A 16,058-nucleotide genomic window follows, 5' to 3' on the forward strand; every position below is an offset into this window, starting at 1 on the left:
AGCGGACACCCTAGCAGACCGGATGGGCCGGTTCTGCGGAACCAACCGATGACCTGTCATGGGGCAGGATTGCAGGATGCTTCGGCGCTTGCGCGTTTGCCACGCACCGGAAGCACCCGCTTTCATAAGTGCGCGGTTACCGCCAGCCGAATTTGGAAGCCTCCCGCTGTCTTGCCCGTGATGTGTCATATCAGCGGAAACACTGCCGCCCGCGCCACACTGGCTGCGGCGCGGCATTGCCGCACACGAAGGACAAAACATGTTCGATACCCACACAGTCGAAATTGAATGGGCAGGCCGCCCGCTCAAGCTCGAAACCGGCAAGATCGCCCGTCAGGCTGACGGCGCAGTTCTCGCCACCTACGGCGAGACCATCGTTCTCGCCACCGTCGTTTCGGCCAAGTCGCCGAAGCCGGGTCAGGATTTCTTCCCGCTGACCGTCAACTACCAGGAAAAGACCTACGCAGCCGGCAAGATCCCCGGCGGCTATTTCAAGCGCGAAGGCCGTCCGTCGGAAAAGGAAACGCTGGTTTCCCGCCTGATCGACCGTCCGATCCGCCCGCTGTTCCCGGAAGGCTACAAGAACGACACCCAGGTTGTCGTGACCGTCGTACAGCATGACCTCGAAAATGATCCGGACATCCTGTCGATGGTTGCAGCATCCGCTGCCCTGACGATCTCCGGCGTTCCCTTCATGGGCCCGGTCGGCGGCGCACGCGTTGGCTATATCAACGGCCAGTACGTCTTGAACCCGCATCTCGACGAAATGCCTGAATCGATCCTCGACCTCGTTGTCGCCGGCACCCAGGACGCCGTCCTGATGGTGGAATCGGAAGCCAAGGAACTGAACGAAGACGTCATGCTCGGCGCCGTCATGTTCGGCCACAAGGGTTTCCAGCCGGTCATCGACGCGATCATCAAGCTCGCTGAAGTGGCTGCCAAGGAACCGCGCGATTTCACCCCGGAAGATCATTCCGAACTCGAAGCCGAAATGCTTTCCATCGCCGAAGCCGAACTGCGTGTTGCCTATAAGAACACCCAGAAGGCCGAGCGTTACGCTGCCGTTGATGCCGTCAAGGCAAAGGTCAAGGCTCACTTCTTCCCGGAAGGTGCTGAGCCGAAATACACCAACGAAGTCATCGGCGCCGTCTTCAAGCACCTGCAGGCCAAGATCGTTCGCTGGAACATCCTCGACACCAAGAGCCGCATCGACGGCCGTGATCTCGATACCGTTCGCGCCATCGTTTCGGAAGTCGGCATCCTGCCGCGCACCCATGGTTCGGCCCTGTTCACCCGCGGTGAAACGCAGGCGATCGTCGTTGCCACGCTCGGCACCGGCGAAGACGAACAGTATGTCGATAGCCTGACCGGCATGTACAAGGAGAAGTTCCTTCTGCATTACAACTTCCCGCCCTACTCGGTCGGTGAAACAGGCCGCATGGGCTCCCCGGGCCGCCGCGAAATCGGCCATGGCAAGCTCGCATGGCGCGCGATCCGTCCGATGCTTCCGGCTGCCGACCAGTTCCCCTACACGCTGCGCGTCGTTTCCGAAATCACCGAATCGAACGGCTCTTCCTCGATGGCAACCGTCTGCGGCACCTCGCTTGCCCTGATGGATGCCGGCGTTCCCTTGGCCAAGCCGGTTGCCGGTATCGCCATGGGCCTGATTCTCGAAGGTGAACGCTTCGCCGTTCTCTCCGACATCCTCGGCGACGAAGATCACCTCGGCGACATGGACTTCAAGGTCGCCGGCACTGCCGACGGCATCACCTCGCTGCAGATGGACATCAAGATCGCCGGTATCACCGAAGAGATCATGAAGGTCGCGCTGGAGCAGGCACAGGGTGGACGCAAGCACATCCTCGGCGAGATGGCCAACGCCATCACCGAAGGCCGTTCGCAGCTCGGCGAATTCGCACCGCGCATCGAAGTGATGAACATCCCGGTCGACAAGATCCGTGAAGTCATCGGTTCGGGCGGCAAGGTCATCCGCGAAATCGTCGAAAAGACCGGCGCCAAGATCAACATCGACGACGACGGCACGATCAAGATCGCTTCGTCCTCCGCCAAGGAAATCGAAGCGGCCCGCAAGTGGATCCACTCGATCGTTGCAGAACCGGAAGTCGGCCAGATCTACGAAGGCACGGTCGTGAAGACCGCCGACTTCGGCGCTTTCGTCAACTTCTTCGGTCCGCGTGATGGCCTCGTGCACATCTCGCAGCTCGCGTCCGATCGTGTTGCCAAGACCTCCGACGTCGTCAAGGAAGGCGACAAGGTCTGGGTCAAGCTGATGGGCTTCGACGAGCGCGGCAAGGTTCGCCTGTCCATGAAGGTTGTCGATCAGGCAACCGGCAAGGAAGTCGCCAAGGGCGAAGGCGAAGCTGCTGAATAAGCGTTCGGCCGTTTAATCGACTACGGGCGCGGAGCAGATCGTTCCGCGCCCTTTCTTATTTTCCTGAGAGCCGCCTGACCGGGCTTTTCTCATTCCCTTTGTTACCGTTTGTCTTTTCGGAAATGACTTTCCACCGTCCCTGACAAGCCTGAGGACCTCGACCATGAGCCGCGACACGCTGAAGACCCTTTTCCATCCTTTCGAGACCGGCGTTGTCCCCGCACCCGGCGAAGGCGAGCGCGTGCTGTTTCTCGGCGCCGAGGCAGGCTACCGGCTGCCGTCTGAGTTTCTAGGCTCGATTACCGCCGTGCAGGCCTCAAAGCCGCTCTACAAGGCCCTGGAGGCCGCCAAGGCATCGGTTACGCCCCAGATCGAGGGCGACGACTATGATGTAGCACTCATTCTTTGCGGCAAGCACAAGGGCGAGAACGAGGACCGGATCGCCGAGGCGCTGAAGCGCGTCAAGGTCGGCGGCCTGATCGTCGTCGCCGGCGGCAAGGATGATGGCATCCAGTCGCTGCGCAAGCGCGTCAACCAGCTGGGCTGGGGCGGCGACAGCCTGCCCAAATATCACGGCATCGCCTTCTGGTTCGGCCGTCCGGAAGATGCAGGCGACGTCATTGCCAAATTCTCCAAGAAACCGGTTCGGGTCGAAGGCCGTTTTGATGCTGCACCCGGCATGTTCTCGCATGAGCGCATCGATGCCGGGTCCGAACTGCTGGCCTCGCGCCTTCCCGACGACTTCAAAGGCCATGCCGCCGATTTTGGCGCCGGCTGGGGTTATCTGTCGGTGATGCTGGCCGAAAAGGCACCGAACCTGAAGGGGATCGATCTTTTCGAGGCCGATTATCATTCGCTGGAAGCTGCGCGTGCAAACCTGAAGGCCAATTGCCCCAACGTTCCCACCCGCTTCTTCTGGCAGGACCTGACGTCTGAAGAAACCCGCGACAAATACGACCTGATCGTCATGAACCCGCCGTTCCACGAAACCCAGGCTGCCGATCCGGCGCTGGGCGCTGCAATGATCAAGGCTGCCGCCAAGGCGTTGAAGATCGGCGGACGGCTGATGCTGGTTGCCAATCGCGGCCTGCCCTATGAAACGGTGATGCCCGAGACGTTCAAGGAATGGGGCGAAACCTGCCGCAACGCACGCTTCAAGGTGCTCTGGGGCAAGCGTTAAAGACTCGTACGATCAATGCGTCTCATGGATCGTACGAGGCTCTCATCAGCATTTGCTTTTGCAATTGCTTTCTTGACGAAACGGGTACACCTTTAACTCCAGCGCTTGCGTGAGATCGCGCAAGCATCGATGGAGTGTGCCAATGGTTTCTAGCTATGGACACCGCCCGCCCGTCAGTGAGGGCGTCGCCGAAGTCATCGTCAAGGATATCAAGAGCGGGGAAGGCAAGAGCGGTGCCTCGGAGGTGCCTCTGGCCTTCCAGACCGGCCGCACCCCGGTCGATCCCGCAATTCTCGGCAATACCCGCAAACAGATGATGATGTTCGCCACGTTTGCCGTGGCGGTTTTGGTGGTACTGCTGGTCGTCTGGTGGGCCGCCTGATATCGTCAGGCCGCTTCGATTTCCTTGCGGGCACAGCTGGCCAGAAAGGCTGAGCGCGTCAGGCCCCGTTCGCGGGCGGCCATGTCGATGGCATCCAGCATGCCCTTTTCAAATGTGACATTGGCGCGCACGATCCGGGTGCTGTCCTCGATAAAGGGGACCCGCATCAGGAAGGCGCCCGCAGCCAATTCGCCGGAAACATCGTCCAGGCGCATGATCTCGTCATGCGAGGAGGGGACCGGCACGGGCTGGTCCTCGGCCCATAGCCGGATTGCTTCCACCGCGTTTGCGGTCAAATCCTCTTCTTCATCGGCAGCGGAGAAAACGCCTGGAAGGTCTGGAAAGGTGACGCCATAGGCACTGTCTTTGTCTTTATGAACGAGAGCAATGAAGTGTTTCATGGTCAAATCCATCCGGCTTGTTTTGCAATGGCGCGTGTCATTTAAATTCTTCCCTGACTGAAGAAAAGAAAAATGAGCCCTTAGTCAGGCCGCGAGCACCCCCCTCTGTCGGCGACACCGACATCTCCCCCTCAAGGGGGAGATTGACCGTTGGCTCTGCCGCCACAAGGAAAAAGAATAATCTCCCCCCTTGAGGGGGAGATGTCACGCAGTGACAGAGGGGGGTGAACCGGCTGGCACCCGGCAAACCTACCCCTTCAAAGCCCGCTCGAACAGCCGCGAAAGCCGCTCGGCAAAGGCGCGGGGGTCTTGTGGCTTGTCGCCGTCGAGGACGCGGGCCTGGTCGAGCAGGAGCTGCACGGCATCGGTGCGGAATTCGTCGCTGCCACTGGCGGCCAGAGCTGAAATCAGGCCGTTCGTTGGGTTGATCTCAAGCACGGGCTTGGCGACCAAGTCCAGCCGGCCAGAGCCCTGCAGCAGCTTTTCCAGCTGGCGGTCATAGCCCTGTTCGGGCGCTACCAGGCAGACGGCGCTTTCCGTCAGGCGGTCGGATGCCCGCACGTCCGATACAGCATCGCCGAGCGTTGTCTTGGCAAAGGCGATGAACCCGGTGACGGCTTCGGATGTCTCAGGCGTTGCCGCTGTCTCGCCATCGGCCGTGGGGACTTGCGTCAGGTCGGCGGCCCCTTGCGTGATCGACTTGAACGGCTTGCCTTCGAAATCGGGTGCGGCCGTCACCCATAAGCTATCGACGGAATCAGTGAGCAGCAGAACCTCAATGCCTCGAGCGCGAAAACCTTCGAGCTGCGGCGAGGCCTTCAGCCGGTCGAGATTGTCGCCCGTCAGGTAATAGATCGCCGCCTGCGCGTCCTTCATGTCCTTGACGTAATCGGCCAGCGACCGCGCCGCCTCATCGGATGTGGTGGTGCGGAAGCGTGACAGCGCGATCAGCTGTTCGCGGCGCTCGAAGTCGTCGTAAATGCCCTCTTTCAGCACGGCGCCGAACGCATCCCAGAGCTTGGCAAAGGCGTCCTTGTCGCTTTCGGCAAGCTTTTCGATGGCGCTCAGCACGCGGTTGGTCAGCCCCTTGCGGATGGCGGCAAGGATCGGGCTTTCCTGGATCATCTCGCGAGAGACGTTGAGCGGCAGGTCGGACGTATCGACAAGGCCGCGCACGAAGCGCAGGTAGCGCGGCAGAAGCTCGGCATCGTCGGTGATGAAGACCCGCTTGACGTAAAGCTTCATGCGGCCCTTGGCGGAAGGGTCGAACATGTCCATCGGCTTGGATTCCGGCACGAAGGCAAGGCCGGTATATTCGTGGCGGCCTTCGGCGCGGAAATGCACGGTGAGCGCCGGTTCATCATACTGGCCGGAAACGCCGCGATAGAAATCGGCATAGTCTTCCTTGGTGATCTCACTGCGCGATTTCGTCCACAACGCCGTGCCATCGCCGATACGCTCGGCGTCATCGCCGGGCTTCTCGATCAGGTCGATCGGCACCGGCACATGGCCGGACTGGTCCTTGACGATCTTCTGGACGCTCCATTTGGACGTATAGCTCTTGGCATCGTCCATCAGGTGCAGCGTGATGCGGGTGCCGCGTGCCGGTGCGTCAGAGAGATCGGCCTCGGACACGGTGTAGCTTCCCTTGCCGTCAGACGACCAGACATAGGCATGGGCGCTGCCGGCATGGCGCGAGACGACATCGACCTTGTCGGCCACCATGAAGGCGGAATAGAAGCCAACGCCGAACTGGCCGATCAGCTGTGCGCCTTCGCCGGCCTTGGCAGCCTCGACGCGCTCCATGAAGGCGCGCGTGCCGGAACGGGCGATGGTGCCGAGCGCCTCGACCATATCGTCACGGCTCATGCCGATGCCATTGTCCTCGACGACCAGCCTGTTGCTTTCGGCGTCAAGCGTCAGCGTGATGCGCGGTGTGGGGTCGTCATTGAGCAGTTCCGGCGCGCTGATGGCCTCGTAGCGCAGCTTTTCGCAGGCATCAGCCGCGTTGGAGATCAGCTCGCGCAGGAACACGTCCTTGTCGGAATAGACCGAGTGAACCATGAGATGCAGCAGGCGCGCCACATCGGCTTCGAAGACGTGATTTTCAACGGGTTTTTCGGCGGCATCGCTCATGCGTGTCTGTCCTCAGCGTGATTCTGGATGGTTTGCGCGCTCTGAACTGGCAAGTGCAGATGCAAAATTCAAGAGGCACGGAAAGGAAGGCGGCCCGGATGTTACTCCGCGTCCGCCGTGCGCAATGTATCGAGGGCCGGCATCGAGGTAATGTTATAGCCGGAGTCCACATAATGGATCTCGCCGGTAACGCCGCGCGACAGGCCGGAGAGCAGGTAGAGTGCCGAGCCGCCCACATCCTCGATCGTCACCGTGCGGCGCATGGGCGAGTTCTTCTGCTGCCAGGACAGCATGGCGCGCGCATCGGAAATACCGGCACCGGCCAGCGTCCGGATCGGGCCGGCCGAAATCGCGTTGACGCGGATGCCGCGTGCGCCGTAGTCGGCAGCGAGATAGCGCACGGAAGCCTCAAGGGCCGCCTTGGCCACGCCCATGACATTGTAGTTCGGCATGACCCGCACGGAGCCGCCATAGGTAAGCGTCAGCATCGTGCCGCCATCGGTCATCAGTTCCGCCGCGCGCTTGGCGATCTCGGTGAAGGAGAAGCAGGAGATGACCATCGTGCGGCTGAAGTTTTCGCGCGACGTGTCGGCGTAGAGGCCCTTTAGCTCGTTCTTGTCAGAAAAGCCGATCGCATGAACGATAAAGTCGAGCTTGCCCCATTTTTCCTTGATGGTGGCAATGGCGCTATCGACGGAGGCGATATCTTCGACGTCGCAGGGAATGACCAGATCGGAGTTCACCTCGGCCGCCAGCGGCTTGACGCGCTTGCCGAGCGCTTCACCCTGATAGGTGAAGGCAAGTTCAGCGCCTTCAGCTGCAACCGCCTGCGCGATGCCCCAGGCGATGGAGTGGCTGTTGGCGACCCCCATGATGAGGCCGCGCTTTCCGTTCATGATACCGGTCATGGGTTTATCCGTTGTGGCGCTGGAAAACGAGCGTGGCATTGGTGCCGCCGAAGCCGAAGGAGTTCGACAGGACGGTATCGATCTTGGCATTGTCGATGCGCTTGCGCACGATCGGCACGCCGTCGAATTCCGGGTCCAGTTCGGTGATATGGGCGCTTTCGCCGATGAAGCCGGCCTGCATCATCAACAGGCCGTAGATCGATTCCTGCACGCCGGCAGCGCCCAGTGAATGGCCGGTCAGCGACTTGGTCGACTGGATATGCGGGATCTTGTTGCCGAAGACTTCGCGGATTGCGCCGATTTCCTTGGAATCGCCAACAGGCGTCGAGGTGCCGTGCGTGTTGATGTAATCGACCTCGCCCTTCACCGTTGCCAGCGCCTGGCGCATGCAGCGCACAGCGCCTTCGCCGGACGGAGCCACCATGTCGTAACCGTCGGATGTCGCGCCATAGCCGGTGATTTCGGCATAGATCTTGGCGCCGCGGGCTTTCGCATGTTCCAGCTCTTCCAGAACCAGCACGCCGGCGCCGCCAGCGATGACGAAGCCGTCGCGGGAAATGTCATAGGCGCGCGAGGCGGTCGACGGCGTATCGTTATATTTGGAGGACATGGCGCCCATGGCGTCGAACAGGTTCGACATGGTCCAGTCGAGGTCTTCGTGGCCACCGGCAAACATCACGTCCTGCTTGCCCCACTGGATCATCTCCATGGCATTGCCGATGCAATGGGCCGAGGTCGAGCAGGCCGACGAGATCGAGTAGTTGACGCCGTGGATCTTGAACCAGGTGGCAAGCGTCGCCGATGCGGTCGAGGACATCGCCTTGGGCACGGCAAACGGGCCGATGCGCTTGGGGCTGTTGTTCTTCAGCGTGATCTCGGCGGCATCGATCAGCGTGCGGGTGGACGGACCGCCCGAACCCATGATGATGCCGGTACGCTCATTGCCGCCGATATCCTTGTCTTCAAGACCGGAATCGGCGATGGCCTGCTTCATCGCAACGTGGTTCCAGGTGCCGCCCTGCGACAGGAAACGCGCGGCGCGGCGATCGACGAGATCGGTCGTGTCGAGATTGGGTGCACCCCAGACCTGGCATTTGAAGCCATGCTCGGCAAAATCGTTGGAAAACGAAATGCCGGATTTTGCTTCACGCAGCGACGCGGTGACTTCCTGCGCATCGTTTCCGATCGAGGAAACAATGCCCAGACCCGTAACAACAACCCGTCTCATGTTGATGACCTCTTCTTTAATCTCGCTGAGTGCGGCAATGCGCGGTTCAGGCAGCTTTTTCTTTCGACAGGCCGACACGCAGGTCGGTCGCCTGATAGATGGTTTCGCCATCGGCCTTCAGCCAGCCGTCGGCCGTGCCGAGCACAAGGCGGCCACGCATGACGCGCTTGAAGTCGATCCCATATTCGAGAAGCTTGGTGTCCGGGCGGATCATGCCCTTGAATTTCACTTCGCCGGTGGAAAGCGCCATGCCGCGGCCGGGTTCGCCCAGCCAGCCGAGGAAGAAGCCCGTCAGCTGCCACATACCGTCAAGACCCAGGCAGCCCGGCATGATCGGATTGCCCTGGAAGTGGCAGGGAAAATACCAGTCGTCGGGACGCACGTCATATTCCGCGCGGATATAGCCCTTGTCGAAGGCGCCACCGGTTTCGGAAATATCGGTGATGCGATGAACCATCAGCATCGGGGGCAGGGGCAGCTGGGCATTACCCGGGCCAAACAGTTCGCCGCGACCGCATTTCAGGATCTCTTCATAATTGAAGCTGGATTGTCTGGTCGTCATGAACTGTCGTTTCCCCGCTACATCCGTTTTTGGTTGACTTGGTTTAGAGCAAGATAGGGACGAATTGAAGCTCCGGCATGACCCAAGCGCGTCGTTTCGCATATTCCTGTCTGGCCAAGCACAAGGCCTATTTCCGCCGTCGCATACATGATGGCTGCTGCAACAGCCAGAGATAATTGCCTTTTGCCCCAAGAATCAGGCGGTTTTTACCGTCTGGATGCCTTGAGGGAGCTTGCTTACTATTGAAAGCATTCTCGGCAAAAGTTATATCGGCTCTGTAAGACTGTTCTGCAATAGCTTGGAAATCTGGATCCGTCCGTATGACGACTGCCATCGAAATCTGTTCGGAAGAACGTTTGCGCCGCTCCGGTCTGAGGCCGACGCGTCAGCGCATGGCGCTTGCCGACCTGATTTTTGCCAAGGGTGATCGCCACCTCACCGTCGAGGAGCTGCATGAAGAAGCAGTGACGGCGGGTGTCCCGGTGTCGCTGGCAACCGTTTACAACACGCTGCACCAGTTTACCGAAGCCGGCATGATCCGTGTTCTGGCCGTCGAAAGCGCCAAGACCTATTTCGACACCAATGTGTCGGATCATCATCATTTCTTTGTCGAGGGCCACAACGAAGTGCTCGATATTCCGGTCAGCAGCCTGACGATCGGCAATCTGCCGGAACCGCCGGAAGGCATGGAAATCGCCCATGTCGACGTCATCATCCGCCTGCGCCCCAAGCGCGGCTAAGCCTCTTCTTATATTATTTCATTGATGACGTTCTACATGACGTCGTCGGGATGACGGCCGGGCCGTGGATCGCCGGTTGGCAGCGTCCAGCCATATTTCAATGCGCCGCCGCGCACCGCAAAGGCCGTTGCAACGCCGAGAGTGGAAGCGATCAGCAGCGATGCCCCGAGCCATGTCGCAGCCGTGAACACGGCTGAACCGGCCAGTGCTGCGGTCACGTAGATTTCCGGACGCAGCAGCACCGAGGGCTCGCCTGCCAAAAGGTCGCGCAAAATACCGCCGAAGGTCGCCGTCAGCATGCCGGTGACCAGCGCCACGATCGGTGAACCGGTTGCGGCAAACCCCTTGGCAGCCCCCATGACGCTATAGGCCGAAAGCCCGATGGCATCGAGCCAGACCAGGAACTTGTAGCGCGATTCCATCATATGGGCCGAGAAGAATACCAGAAGCCCCATGCCGCCGCAGACCAGAAGGTAGATCGGATTGGTGACCCAGAAGACCGGGGTCGCCCCAAGAATGACGTCGCGCAGCGTGCCGCCACCGATACCGGTGACGGCGGCGAGAAAGATATAGCCGATAATATCCAGCTGTTTGCGCGAGGCCGCCAGCGCGCCGGTCGCTGCAAAGACTGCGACGCCCGCGTAATCGAGAATTTCCAGGATCGGCATTTTTCCCCCCGCCAGAAAATCAAGCCAGACGTTCGAGACGGACCACAATGGCGCGCGCGCGTCAACGGCAGGTCTCGAAGCGCTGATATCAGCTATTGCGGAAAGAGCACATGTGTGCGGCCGCTGATGAAATAGGCGAGAAGCCCAGTCCATTCGCGCATCGCCGTCGTCGTCAGCTGCGCGTTCAGGGAGGGCTGGCTGAAGTCGGGGCCAAGCGCCGCATCGCCGCTGGTGCGGTAATCAACGGGCCATGGCGTCACGTCTATACCGAGCTTGCGAAACAATCCCACCGATCGCGGCATATGGAAGGCCGAGGTGATCAGGGCGCAGTTCGATAACCCGTTTTCCTCCAGCAGCTGTTTTGTATTGGCGGCATTCTCAAAGGTGGTGCGCGACGTCGCTTCGCGAATCAGCCGTTCAGGGGCAATGCCGAAGGTGGAAAAGAATATTTCCGATGTCTTTGCATCGCCGTCATATTGCCCGCTGAACGATCCATCGCCGCCCGAGACCAGAATGCGCGCCGATGGATGAGCCTGCGCAAGCCTCAGCCCTTCGACGAACCGGTCGCCCGCCTGGTTGAGCTCGATGCCGCCCCGCCGGGCAATCACCTCGTTTTCAAAGGCTCCGCCCAGGATGATGATGCAGGAGAGATCGGAAGGCAGGCTGGCAGGCCTCGGGATACGGTTTTCCAGCGCCTGCAGCGCCACGGTGCCGGTGCTGGTGAACAGGGTCAGAAAAAGCAGGATGACGGCGAGCCCCGACAGGAACCGGTTCAGGCTTTTCAAACCGGCGGCAGCAAAGAGAAAGCTCAAGACAAGCAGAACGAAGATCAGCGATAAAGGCTGGGCAAGCAGCCAGAACAGTTTTGATGCGAGAAACATGAGGTCTGCTACCGTCTCTTCCAAGGGGGAAATGTTTGCGAAATGAGCCTAGCAGCCTGAGGTAATGTTGGCCAATATGGCCGGATAGGGGTAGAAAAGGCCGGGACAGATCATCCGCCCCGAGCCCTTATGACCGGCGGTAAGGCCTCAGGCCCGGCCGAGCCTCGTCGGTGCCGGTGCCGCTGCCGCTCCCGTCCTGTTACGCCGCAGATAGATCAGCCCGCCAGCAAGCAATATGCCTGCGCCAATAATGGCGATGGCGAGCACCGGCCGGTAGGCAATCCAGGCGATGGCGATGACCAGGGGACCAAGGATCAGCGTCAGAATAACGGCAATGACCGAGGTGCCGAAGCCGACGATCGAGCCCACAAACGGAACGAGATCGGCGATGATGCCAAGGATCGACAGCATCATGGCAAAGCCGATAAACATGCCGAGCAAGCCGCCGCCGCGAATGAGCCAGGTGATCAGCGTATTCTCGCTCTGGGCCGCATCGAACATCTGCGGCGCATCGACCTGTCCGGCGGCGCTCAGGAACAGCTCGCGGCCGTTTGTGGCCTTGTAGCCGGTGATCCCCGCACCTTTCTGCGCACCGATGAAGCTGGCTTCGGCAATATCTTCGCGGCTGAAGCTGATGCGCAGATCGCCGATAGCCGGGTTCTGGCGGTTCTGCGAGACATAAAGGGTGGTGCCATTGGCCTGGACGGGCCTGTCTGAGCCGATCGCAGCCGTGACCTTTCCGAGGACATCGGGCGTAAGCTTGACCGGCGTTTCCGTTCCGAGATTGGCAACGGCCTTGCCGTCCACCGTGAAGGCGCCGAGCGTCGCCGTCGCCACGGTGAAGCGGTCGCCCTCGATCGGCATGTCGGGGTTCTGGTGCTGGCCGCTCTGCTTGAAATCGGAGGAATCGACCGGGCGGGGGCGCCATTCCTTCTTGTAGCTATAGGTGGTCACTGTTTCTTCGCCGCCGCCGAGCGTCTTTTGGGTTTCGCTCTTGCTGTCTTCAATCCACTGGTACATCTCGACCTGCCGGTTGAGCCCGGCAGCACCGTCAGCCGAAACGCCCAGCATCGGATCTTCCGGTATGCCGTCGGGTTTGACCGGGCCGGACACATGCACCAGCTTGCCTTCATTGGCCGGATCGACGGCGCCGCTGTCGATCGAAAGGACGATGCCGGCACCCTCCACCAGTGCGCGGTAGGTCTGGACGGAACGGCCCTCGTTCCAGGACAACAGCCAGATCATTCCGATCACCAGGATCGGGCCGATCACCAGCCCGGCGAGACCGCTTTTCAGTTTTGAAAACCACGATCTTGTAGTTGTTTCCGTAAAGCTCATGCCCCTCGTCCCCCTGCTGATGCCCATCCCTTTAACGGTTGGATCGGCACACTTATTCGCTGAAACAGGTGCTATCAGAAAACTGGAAAAATTAAATAGAGTGATCCCCGGTCGTGGTGAACCGTCTTTGGGGTATTAAGGACGTTTCGGCATATTCATTCCCTGCAGACGGAGTTGTTTTTCCATTTCGACCCTTGTCCATGATCCGGCGGCTTGTATCTTGCGGCCTGACAGGGAATGGGGAGGCTTGGCATGACATCGCTCAACGCGGCATTTGAAACAGGAACCTTTGTCGGGCGCGTCTGGCGCCCCGATGTGGCGGGTCCCGCGCTGGTGGTCCTGCGCGGTGGCGATCTCATCGATATCACCTCGAAAGAGGTGCCGACGATGCGCGATCTTCTGGAGTTCGACGACCCCATTGCATTTCTGGCCGGAACGTCAGGCGAGCGTCTGTCCACCCTTGAGGCCATCACGGCCGCCTCGGTCGAGGCCGCTGGCGATCTCTCGATCATGCATCTGCTGGCGCCGTGCGACCTGCAGGCGGTCAAGGCCTGCGGCGTCACCTTCGCCCGTTCGATGATCGAGCGCGTGATCGAGGAAAAGGCTGCGGGAAACCCGGCTCTGGCCGAAACGATGCGCGCGCGCGTCACCGGGATTATCGGCGACAGCCTGCGCGACCTGAAGGCCGGGTCGCCGGAAGCGGCCAAGGTGAAGGCGGCGCTGATCGAGGTCGGCGTCTGGTCGCAATATCTGGAAGTCGGCATCGGCCCGGATGCGGAGGTGTTTTCCAAGGCGCAGGTCCTGGCCTCGGTCGGCTGGGGCGCCTCGGTCGGGCTGCATCCGATCTCGAAATGGAACAATCCCGAGCCGGAGATCGTGCTGGCCGTCGATAGCCAGGGCCGCGTCAAGGGGGCGGCGCTCGGCAATGACGTCAACCTGCGCGATGTCGAGGGCCGCTCGGCGCTGCTGCTCGGCAAGGCCAAGGACAACAATGCCTCCTCCGCCATCGGCCCGTTCATCCGCCTGTTCGACGATACCTATTCCATCGACGATGTGCGCAGCGCCGATCTGTCGCTAACGATCAGCGGCCCCGATGGTTTCGTCTTGAAAGGGGCAAGCACGATGCGGGAGATCAGCCGCGATCCGCTCGATCTGGTTGCCCAGACGATCGGCCGACATCATCAATATCCCGATGGCTTCATGCTGTTCATGGGAACCCTGTTTGCGCCGGTCGAGGATCGCGATACCCCGGGCCAGGGCTTCACCCACAAGCTCGGCGATGTCGTGACGATCGCAAATGCCGAATTGGGATCGCTGACCAACACGGTACGCCTCTCGACCGAATGCCCGCCCTGGACGTTCGGCCCATCGGCATTGATGCGCAACCTTGCGGCCCGTGGGCTGCTCTAACGGCTCTGGATGATACCGGGCGGTTCGCCGTGTGATAGCCGCACGGCCGACAGGATGCCGCTCCTGTAGATGCCCGTATCGATATTGATGCGCGAAGGACCGATCTCGACCCGTGCCACCGGCGTATGGCCATGCACGGTGACGAAGCCGTTGGCCGCGTGTTGATGGTCTGCGGCCCCCGGCCTGATCCACAAAAGGTCCGCATCCTTCTGCTCTGTCAGTGCCACGCCCTTCTTCAGGCCCGCATGGACAAAACAATAGCCGGGCACCTGTAGCAACGACGGCAGCGATGTCAGGAACGCGACATGGCTGGCGGGAATAAGGGTTTCCAGCAGCGTTTTTTGCTCGGCCCGGCCTGTTGGAAGCCTGTTCAGCCCATAGGAACGCAGCGTCTCCATGCCGCCCAGGCGCAGCCAGTGGTGGTCAGTCGCGGGATTGCCGAGAAAATCAAGCATCACCGCCTCATGATTGCCGGAAAGGCAGATGCGGCGGATACCGGCAAGAGGCCGCGTGGTCAGCCGGGTGAGCACGGCGGATGATTTCGGTCCGCGATCGACGTAATCGCCGAGCATGACCAGCCATTTCACCCCGTTGCGCCTGGCGCCATCCGCAATGATCAGCTCTTCCAGCCGGCCCAGCGTATCGTCATAGCCGTGCACGTCGCCGACGGCATAGATATGGTCCGGCGCCCTGTCGAACAAAAGCTTCCGCCTTTGTTCGGGCGGCGATGCCGCAGCGCGGCTGCGCAGGAAATCAAGGATTCCGCGGATCATCAGGCGCCTCCGCCGCCACCATCTCGGCGCGATACCACGCGACAAAGCGGCGCACGCCCTCTTCCACCGAAATCGACGGCGTGAAGCCGGTCAGGCTGTGGAGAAGATCGGGTGATGCAAAGGTTCTGGGGACATCGCCTTGCTGCATCGGCAGCATGGTGCGGATCGCCGGACGCCCGACGGCGGCCTCGACCGTTTCGACGAAATGCATCAGCGCGACCGGCTGCCCGCCGCCGATATTGACGATGCGAAACGGCGCATGATGCGACAGCGTATCGATCGCCTCGACGCGATTATCCTGCGCCGGAGCAACGGCTGTCAGCCGGACAATGCCCTCGACGAGATCGTCGATATAGGTGAAGTCGCGGCTCATCCGGCCCTCGCCATAAATCTCGATCGTCCGGCCGTTGAGGATGCAATCGACGAATTTGAACAGCGCCATGTCCGGACGGCCCCAGGGGCCGTAGACCGTGAAGAACCGGAACGCCGTCGTCGGCACGCCGTAGAGATGCGCATAGCTGTGCGCCATCAGCTCGCCGGACTTCTTGGTGGCCGCATAGAGCGTCATCGGCTCGTCGGCCCGGTCGGTCTCGGCAAACGGGATTTTGTCGTTGGCGCCGTAAATCGAGGAGGTGGAGGCCAAGAGCAGATGCCTGGGCTGCACGGCCTTGGCCAGTTCCAGCATGTTCCAGGTGCCGATCAGATTGGAATCGACATAAGCCTTCGGGTTTTCCAGGCTGTAGCGCACGCCCGCCTGCGCCGCCAGATGAACGATGACGTCGGGCTCGCCCATTTCGGCTGCCCGTTCCAGCGCATCCCTGTCTTCCAGCATGCCGATCACCGGCCGGAAGCCGTTGGACCGGGCGAGGATCGCATGGCGCCGTTCCTTCAGGCGCACATCATAATAGAGCGTCATGCCATCGAAACCGGTCACGAAATGGCCATCGTCCAGCAGCCGCTTGGCCAGGTGGAACCCGATGAACCCTGCCGTTCCCGTGATCAGATAGCGCATGCCGGCTCCTTGCTGGTCGTGACCGCCGTGGATCGATATCTCCCGCC

Annotated in this window: 15 protein-coding genes; 5 read left to right on the forward strand and 10 right to left on the reverse strand. The window is 60.9% G+C overall.

The features are described from left to right. Window positions 1–259: 259 nt before the first annotated feature. The 3 genes from pnp to ASD32_RS10150 all read left to right on the forward strand — a co-directional run bounded on the left by pnp (window position 260) and on the right by ASD32_RS10150 (window position 3,954). Window positions 260–2,392, forward strand: coding sequence for a polyribonucleotide nucleotidyltransferase (gene pnp / locus ASD32_RS10140; RefSeq protein WP_060637912.1), 2,133 nt, complete (start codon window positions 260–262; stop codon window positions 2,390–2,392). Between the two features lie 163 nt (window positions 2,393–2,555). Then, complete coding sequence (locus ASD32_RS10145) at window positions 2,556–3,572, forward strand: class I SAM-dependent methyltransferase (RefSeq protein ID WP_060637913.1); 1,017 nt, start codon at window positions 2,556–2,558, stop codon at window positions 3,570–3,572. 142 nt (window positions 3,573–3,714) lie between these two features. Next, window positions 3,715–3,954, forward strand: coding sequence for a hypothetical protein (locus tag ASD32_RS10150; protein WP_060637914.1), 240 nt, complete (start codon window positions 3,715–3,717; stop codon window positions 3,952–3,954). A 5-nt stretch (window positions 3,955–3,959) separates the two neighbouring features. Here the strand turns inward: ASD32_RS10150 and ASD32_RS10155 are convergent, their stop codons facing one another. The 5 genes from ASD32_RS10155 to fabA form a co-directional block, all read right to left on the reverse strand. Continuing rightward, complete coding sequence (locus tag ASD32_RS10155) at window positions 3,960–4,355, reverse strand: type II toxin-antitoxin system HicB family antitoxin (protein ID WP_060638149.1); 396 nt, start codon at window positions 4,353–4,355, stop codon at window positions 3,960–3,962. A gap of 249 nt (window positions 4,356–4,604) precedes the next feature. After that, the gene (gene htpG / locus ASD32_RS10160; protein WP_060637915.1) at window positions 4,605–6,491 is read right to left on the reverse strand and encodes a molecular chaperone HtpG; all 1,887 of its coding nucleotides are present in this window, start codon (window positions 6,489–6,491) and stop codon (window positions 4,605–4,607) included. A 101-nt stretch (window positions 6,492–6,592) separates the two neighbouring features. Beyond that, entirely contained in the window at window positions 6,593–7,399 is an 807-nt protein-coding gene (gene fabI, locus ASD32_RS10165; protein WP_060637916.1) for an enoyl-ACP reductase FabI, read from the reverse strand. Window positions 7,400–7,403: 4 nt separating this feature from the next. After that, window positions 7,404–8,627: a beta-ketoacyl-ACP synthase I gene (gene fabB, locus ASD32_RS10170; RefSeq protein WP_060638150.1), complete on the reverse strand. Its 1,224-nt coding sequence runs from the start codon at window positions 8,625–8,627 to the stop codon at window positions 7,404–7,406. A gap of 46 nt (window positions 8,628–8,673) precedes the next feature. Continuing rightward, window positions 8,674–9,189, reverse strand: a complete 516-nt coding sequence (gene fabA / locus ASD32_RS10175) for a 3-hydroxyacyl-[acyl-carrier-protein] dehydratase FabA (RefSeq protein ID WP_060501228.1) — start codon at window positions 9,187–9,189, stop codon at window positions 8,674–8,676. A 320-nt stretch (window positions 9,190–9,509) separates the two neighbouring features. Between fabA and irrA the strand changes: the two genes are divergently transcribed. Then, the gene (gene irrA, locus ASD32_RS10180) at window positions 9,510–9,929 is read left to right on the forward strand and encodes an iron response transcriptional regulator IrrA (RefSeq protein ID WP_060637917.1); all 420 of its coding nucleotides are present in this window, start codon (window positions 9,510–9,512) and stop codon (window positions 9,927–9,929) included. A gap of 32 nt (window positions 9,930–9,961) precedes the next feature. Here irrA and ASD32_RS10185 read toward each other — a convergent pair whose 3' ends face one another. The 3 genes from ASD32_RS10185 to ASD32_RS10195 form a co-directional block, all read right to left on the reverse strand. Next, the gene (locus ASD32_RS10185; protein WP_060637918.1) at window positions 9,962–10,597 is read right to left on the reverse strand and encodes a trimeric intracellular cation channel family protein; all 636 of its coding nucleotides are present in this window, start codon (window positions 10,595–10,597) and stop codon (window positions 9,962–9,964) included. A 92-nt stretch (window positions 10,598–10,689) separates the two neighbouring features. Then, the gene (locus ASD32_RS10190; RefSeq protein ID WP_060637919.1) at window positions 10,690–11,478 is read right to left on the reverse strand and encodes a YdcF family protein; all 789 of its coding nucleotides are present in this window, start codon (window positions 11,476–11,478) and stop codon (window positions 10,690–10,692) included. Window positions 11,479–11,625: 147 nt separating this feature from the next. Further along, window positions 11,626–12,816 carry a TMEM43 family protein gene (locus ASD32_RS10195; protein ID WP_060637920.1) on the reverse strand — a complete coding sequence of 397 codons (1,191 nt, stop codon included), beginning with the start codon at window positions 12,814–12,816 and terminating at the stop codon, window positions 11,626–11,628. A gap of 252 nt (window positions 12,817–13,068) precedes the next feature. Between ASD32_RS10195 and ASD32_RS10200 the strand changes: the two genes are divergently transcribed. Then, complete coding sequence (locus ASD32_RS10200) at window positions 13,069–14,226, forward strand: fumarylacetoacetate hydrolase family protein (protein ID WP_060637921.1); 1,158 nt, start codon at window positions 13,069–13,071, stop codon at window positions 14,224–14,226. Here the strand turns inward: ASD32_RS10200 and ASD32_RS10205 are convergent. Together ASD32_RS10205 and ASD32_RS10210 are read right to left on the reverse strand one after the other, a co-directional pair. Next, window positions 14,223–14,999, reverse strand: a complete 777-nt coding sequence (locus ASD32_RS10205; RefSeq protein WP_060637922.1) for a metallophosphoesterase — start codon at window positions 14,997–14,999, stop codon at window positions 14,223–14,225. The genes ASD32_RS10200 and ASD32_RS10205 overlap by 4 nt on opposite strands. Beyond that, window positions 14,980–16,011, reverse strand: coding sequence for an NAD-dependent epimerase (locus ASD32_RS10210; RefSeq protein WP_060637923.1), 1,032 nt, complete (start codon window positions 16,009–16,011; stop codon window positions 14,980–14,982). Before ASD32_RS10210 ends, ASD32_RS10205 begins: the two co-directional genes overlap by 20 nt. Between the last annotated feature and the right edge of the window lie 47 nt (window positions 16,012–16,058).

The organism is Rhizobium sp. Root483D2 (assembly GCF_001426685.1).
In the GTDB taxonomy this organism is placed as follows: domain Bacteria; phylum Pseudomonadota; class Alphaproteobacteria; order Rhizobiales; family Rhizobiaceae; genus Pararhizobium; species Pararhizobium qamdonense.

What these genes read in the sequence shown, in the direction of transcription:
- irrA (WP_060637917.1), top strand. Translation starts at nt 9,510, where the DNA reads ATGACGACTGCCATCGAAATCTGTTCGGAAGAACGTTTGCGCCGCTCC.
- pnp (WP_060637912.1), top strand. Translation starts at nt 260, where the DNA reads ATGTTCGATACCCACACAGTCGAAATTGAATGGGCAGGCCGCCCGCTC.
- fabB (WP_060638150.1), bottom strand. Translation starts at nt 8,627, where the DNA reads ATGAGACGGGTTGTTGTTACGGGTCTGGGCATTGTTTCCTCGATCGGA.
- ASD32_RS10185 (WP_060637918.1), bottom strand. Translation starts at nt 10,597, where the DNA reads ATGCCGATCCTGGAAATTCTCGATTACGCGGGCGTCGCAGTCTTTGCA.
- ASD32_RS10195 (WP_060637920.1), bottom strand. Translation starts at nt 12,816, where the DNA reads ATGAGCTTTACGGAAACAACTACAAGATCGTGGTTTTCAAAACTGAAA.
- ASD32_RS10150 (WP_060637914.1), top strand. Translation starts at nt 3,715, where the DNA reads ATGGTTTCTAGCTATGGACACCGCCCGCCCGTCAGTGAGGGCGTCGCC.
- ASD32_RS10155 (WP_060638149.1), bottom strand. Translation starts at nt 4,355, where the DNA reads ATGAAACACTTCATTGCTCTCGTTCATAAAGACAAAGACAGTGCCTAT.
- fabI (WP_060637916.1), bottom strand. Translation starts at nt 7,399, where the DNA reads ATGACCGGTATCATGAACGGAAAGCGCGGCCTCATCATGGGGGTCGCC.
- ASD32_RS10145 (WP_060637913.1), top strand. Translation starts at nt 2,556, where the DNA reads ATGAGCCGCGACACGCTGAAGACCCTTTTCCATCCTTTCGAGACCGGC.
- fabA (WP_060501228.1), bottom strand. Translation starts at nt 9,189, where the DNA reads ATGACGACCAGACAATCCAGCTTCAATTATGAAGAGATCCTGAAATGC.
- ASD32_RS10205 (WP_060637922.1), bottom strand. Translation starts at nt 14,999, where the DNA reads ATGATCCGCGGAATCCTTGATTTCCTGCGCAGCCGCGCTGCGGCATCG.
- ASD32_RS10200 (WP_060637921.1), top strand. Translation starts at nt 13,069, where the DNA reads ATGACATCGCTCAACGCGGCATTTGAAACAGGAACCTTTGTCGGGCGC.
- htpG (WP_060637915.1), bottom strand. Translation starts at nt 6,491, where the DNA reads ATGAGCGATGCCGCCGAAAAACCCGTTGAAAATCACGTCTTCGAAGCC.
- ASD32_RS10210 (WP_060637923.1), bottom strand. Translation starts at nt 16,011, where the DNA reads ATGCGCTATCTGATCACGGGAACGGCAGGGTTCATCGGGTTCCACCTG.
- ASD32_RS10190 (WP_060637919.1), bottom strand. Translation starts at nt 11,478, where the DNA reads ATGTTTCTCGCATCAAAACTGTTCTGGCTGCTTGCCCAGCCTTTATCG.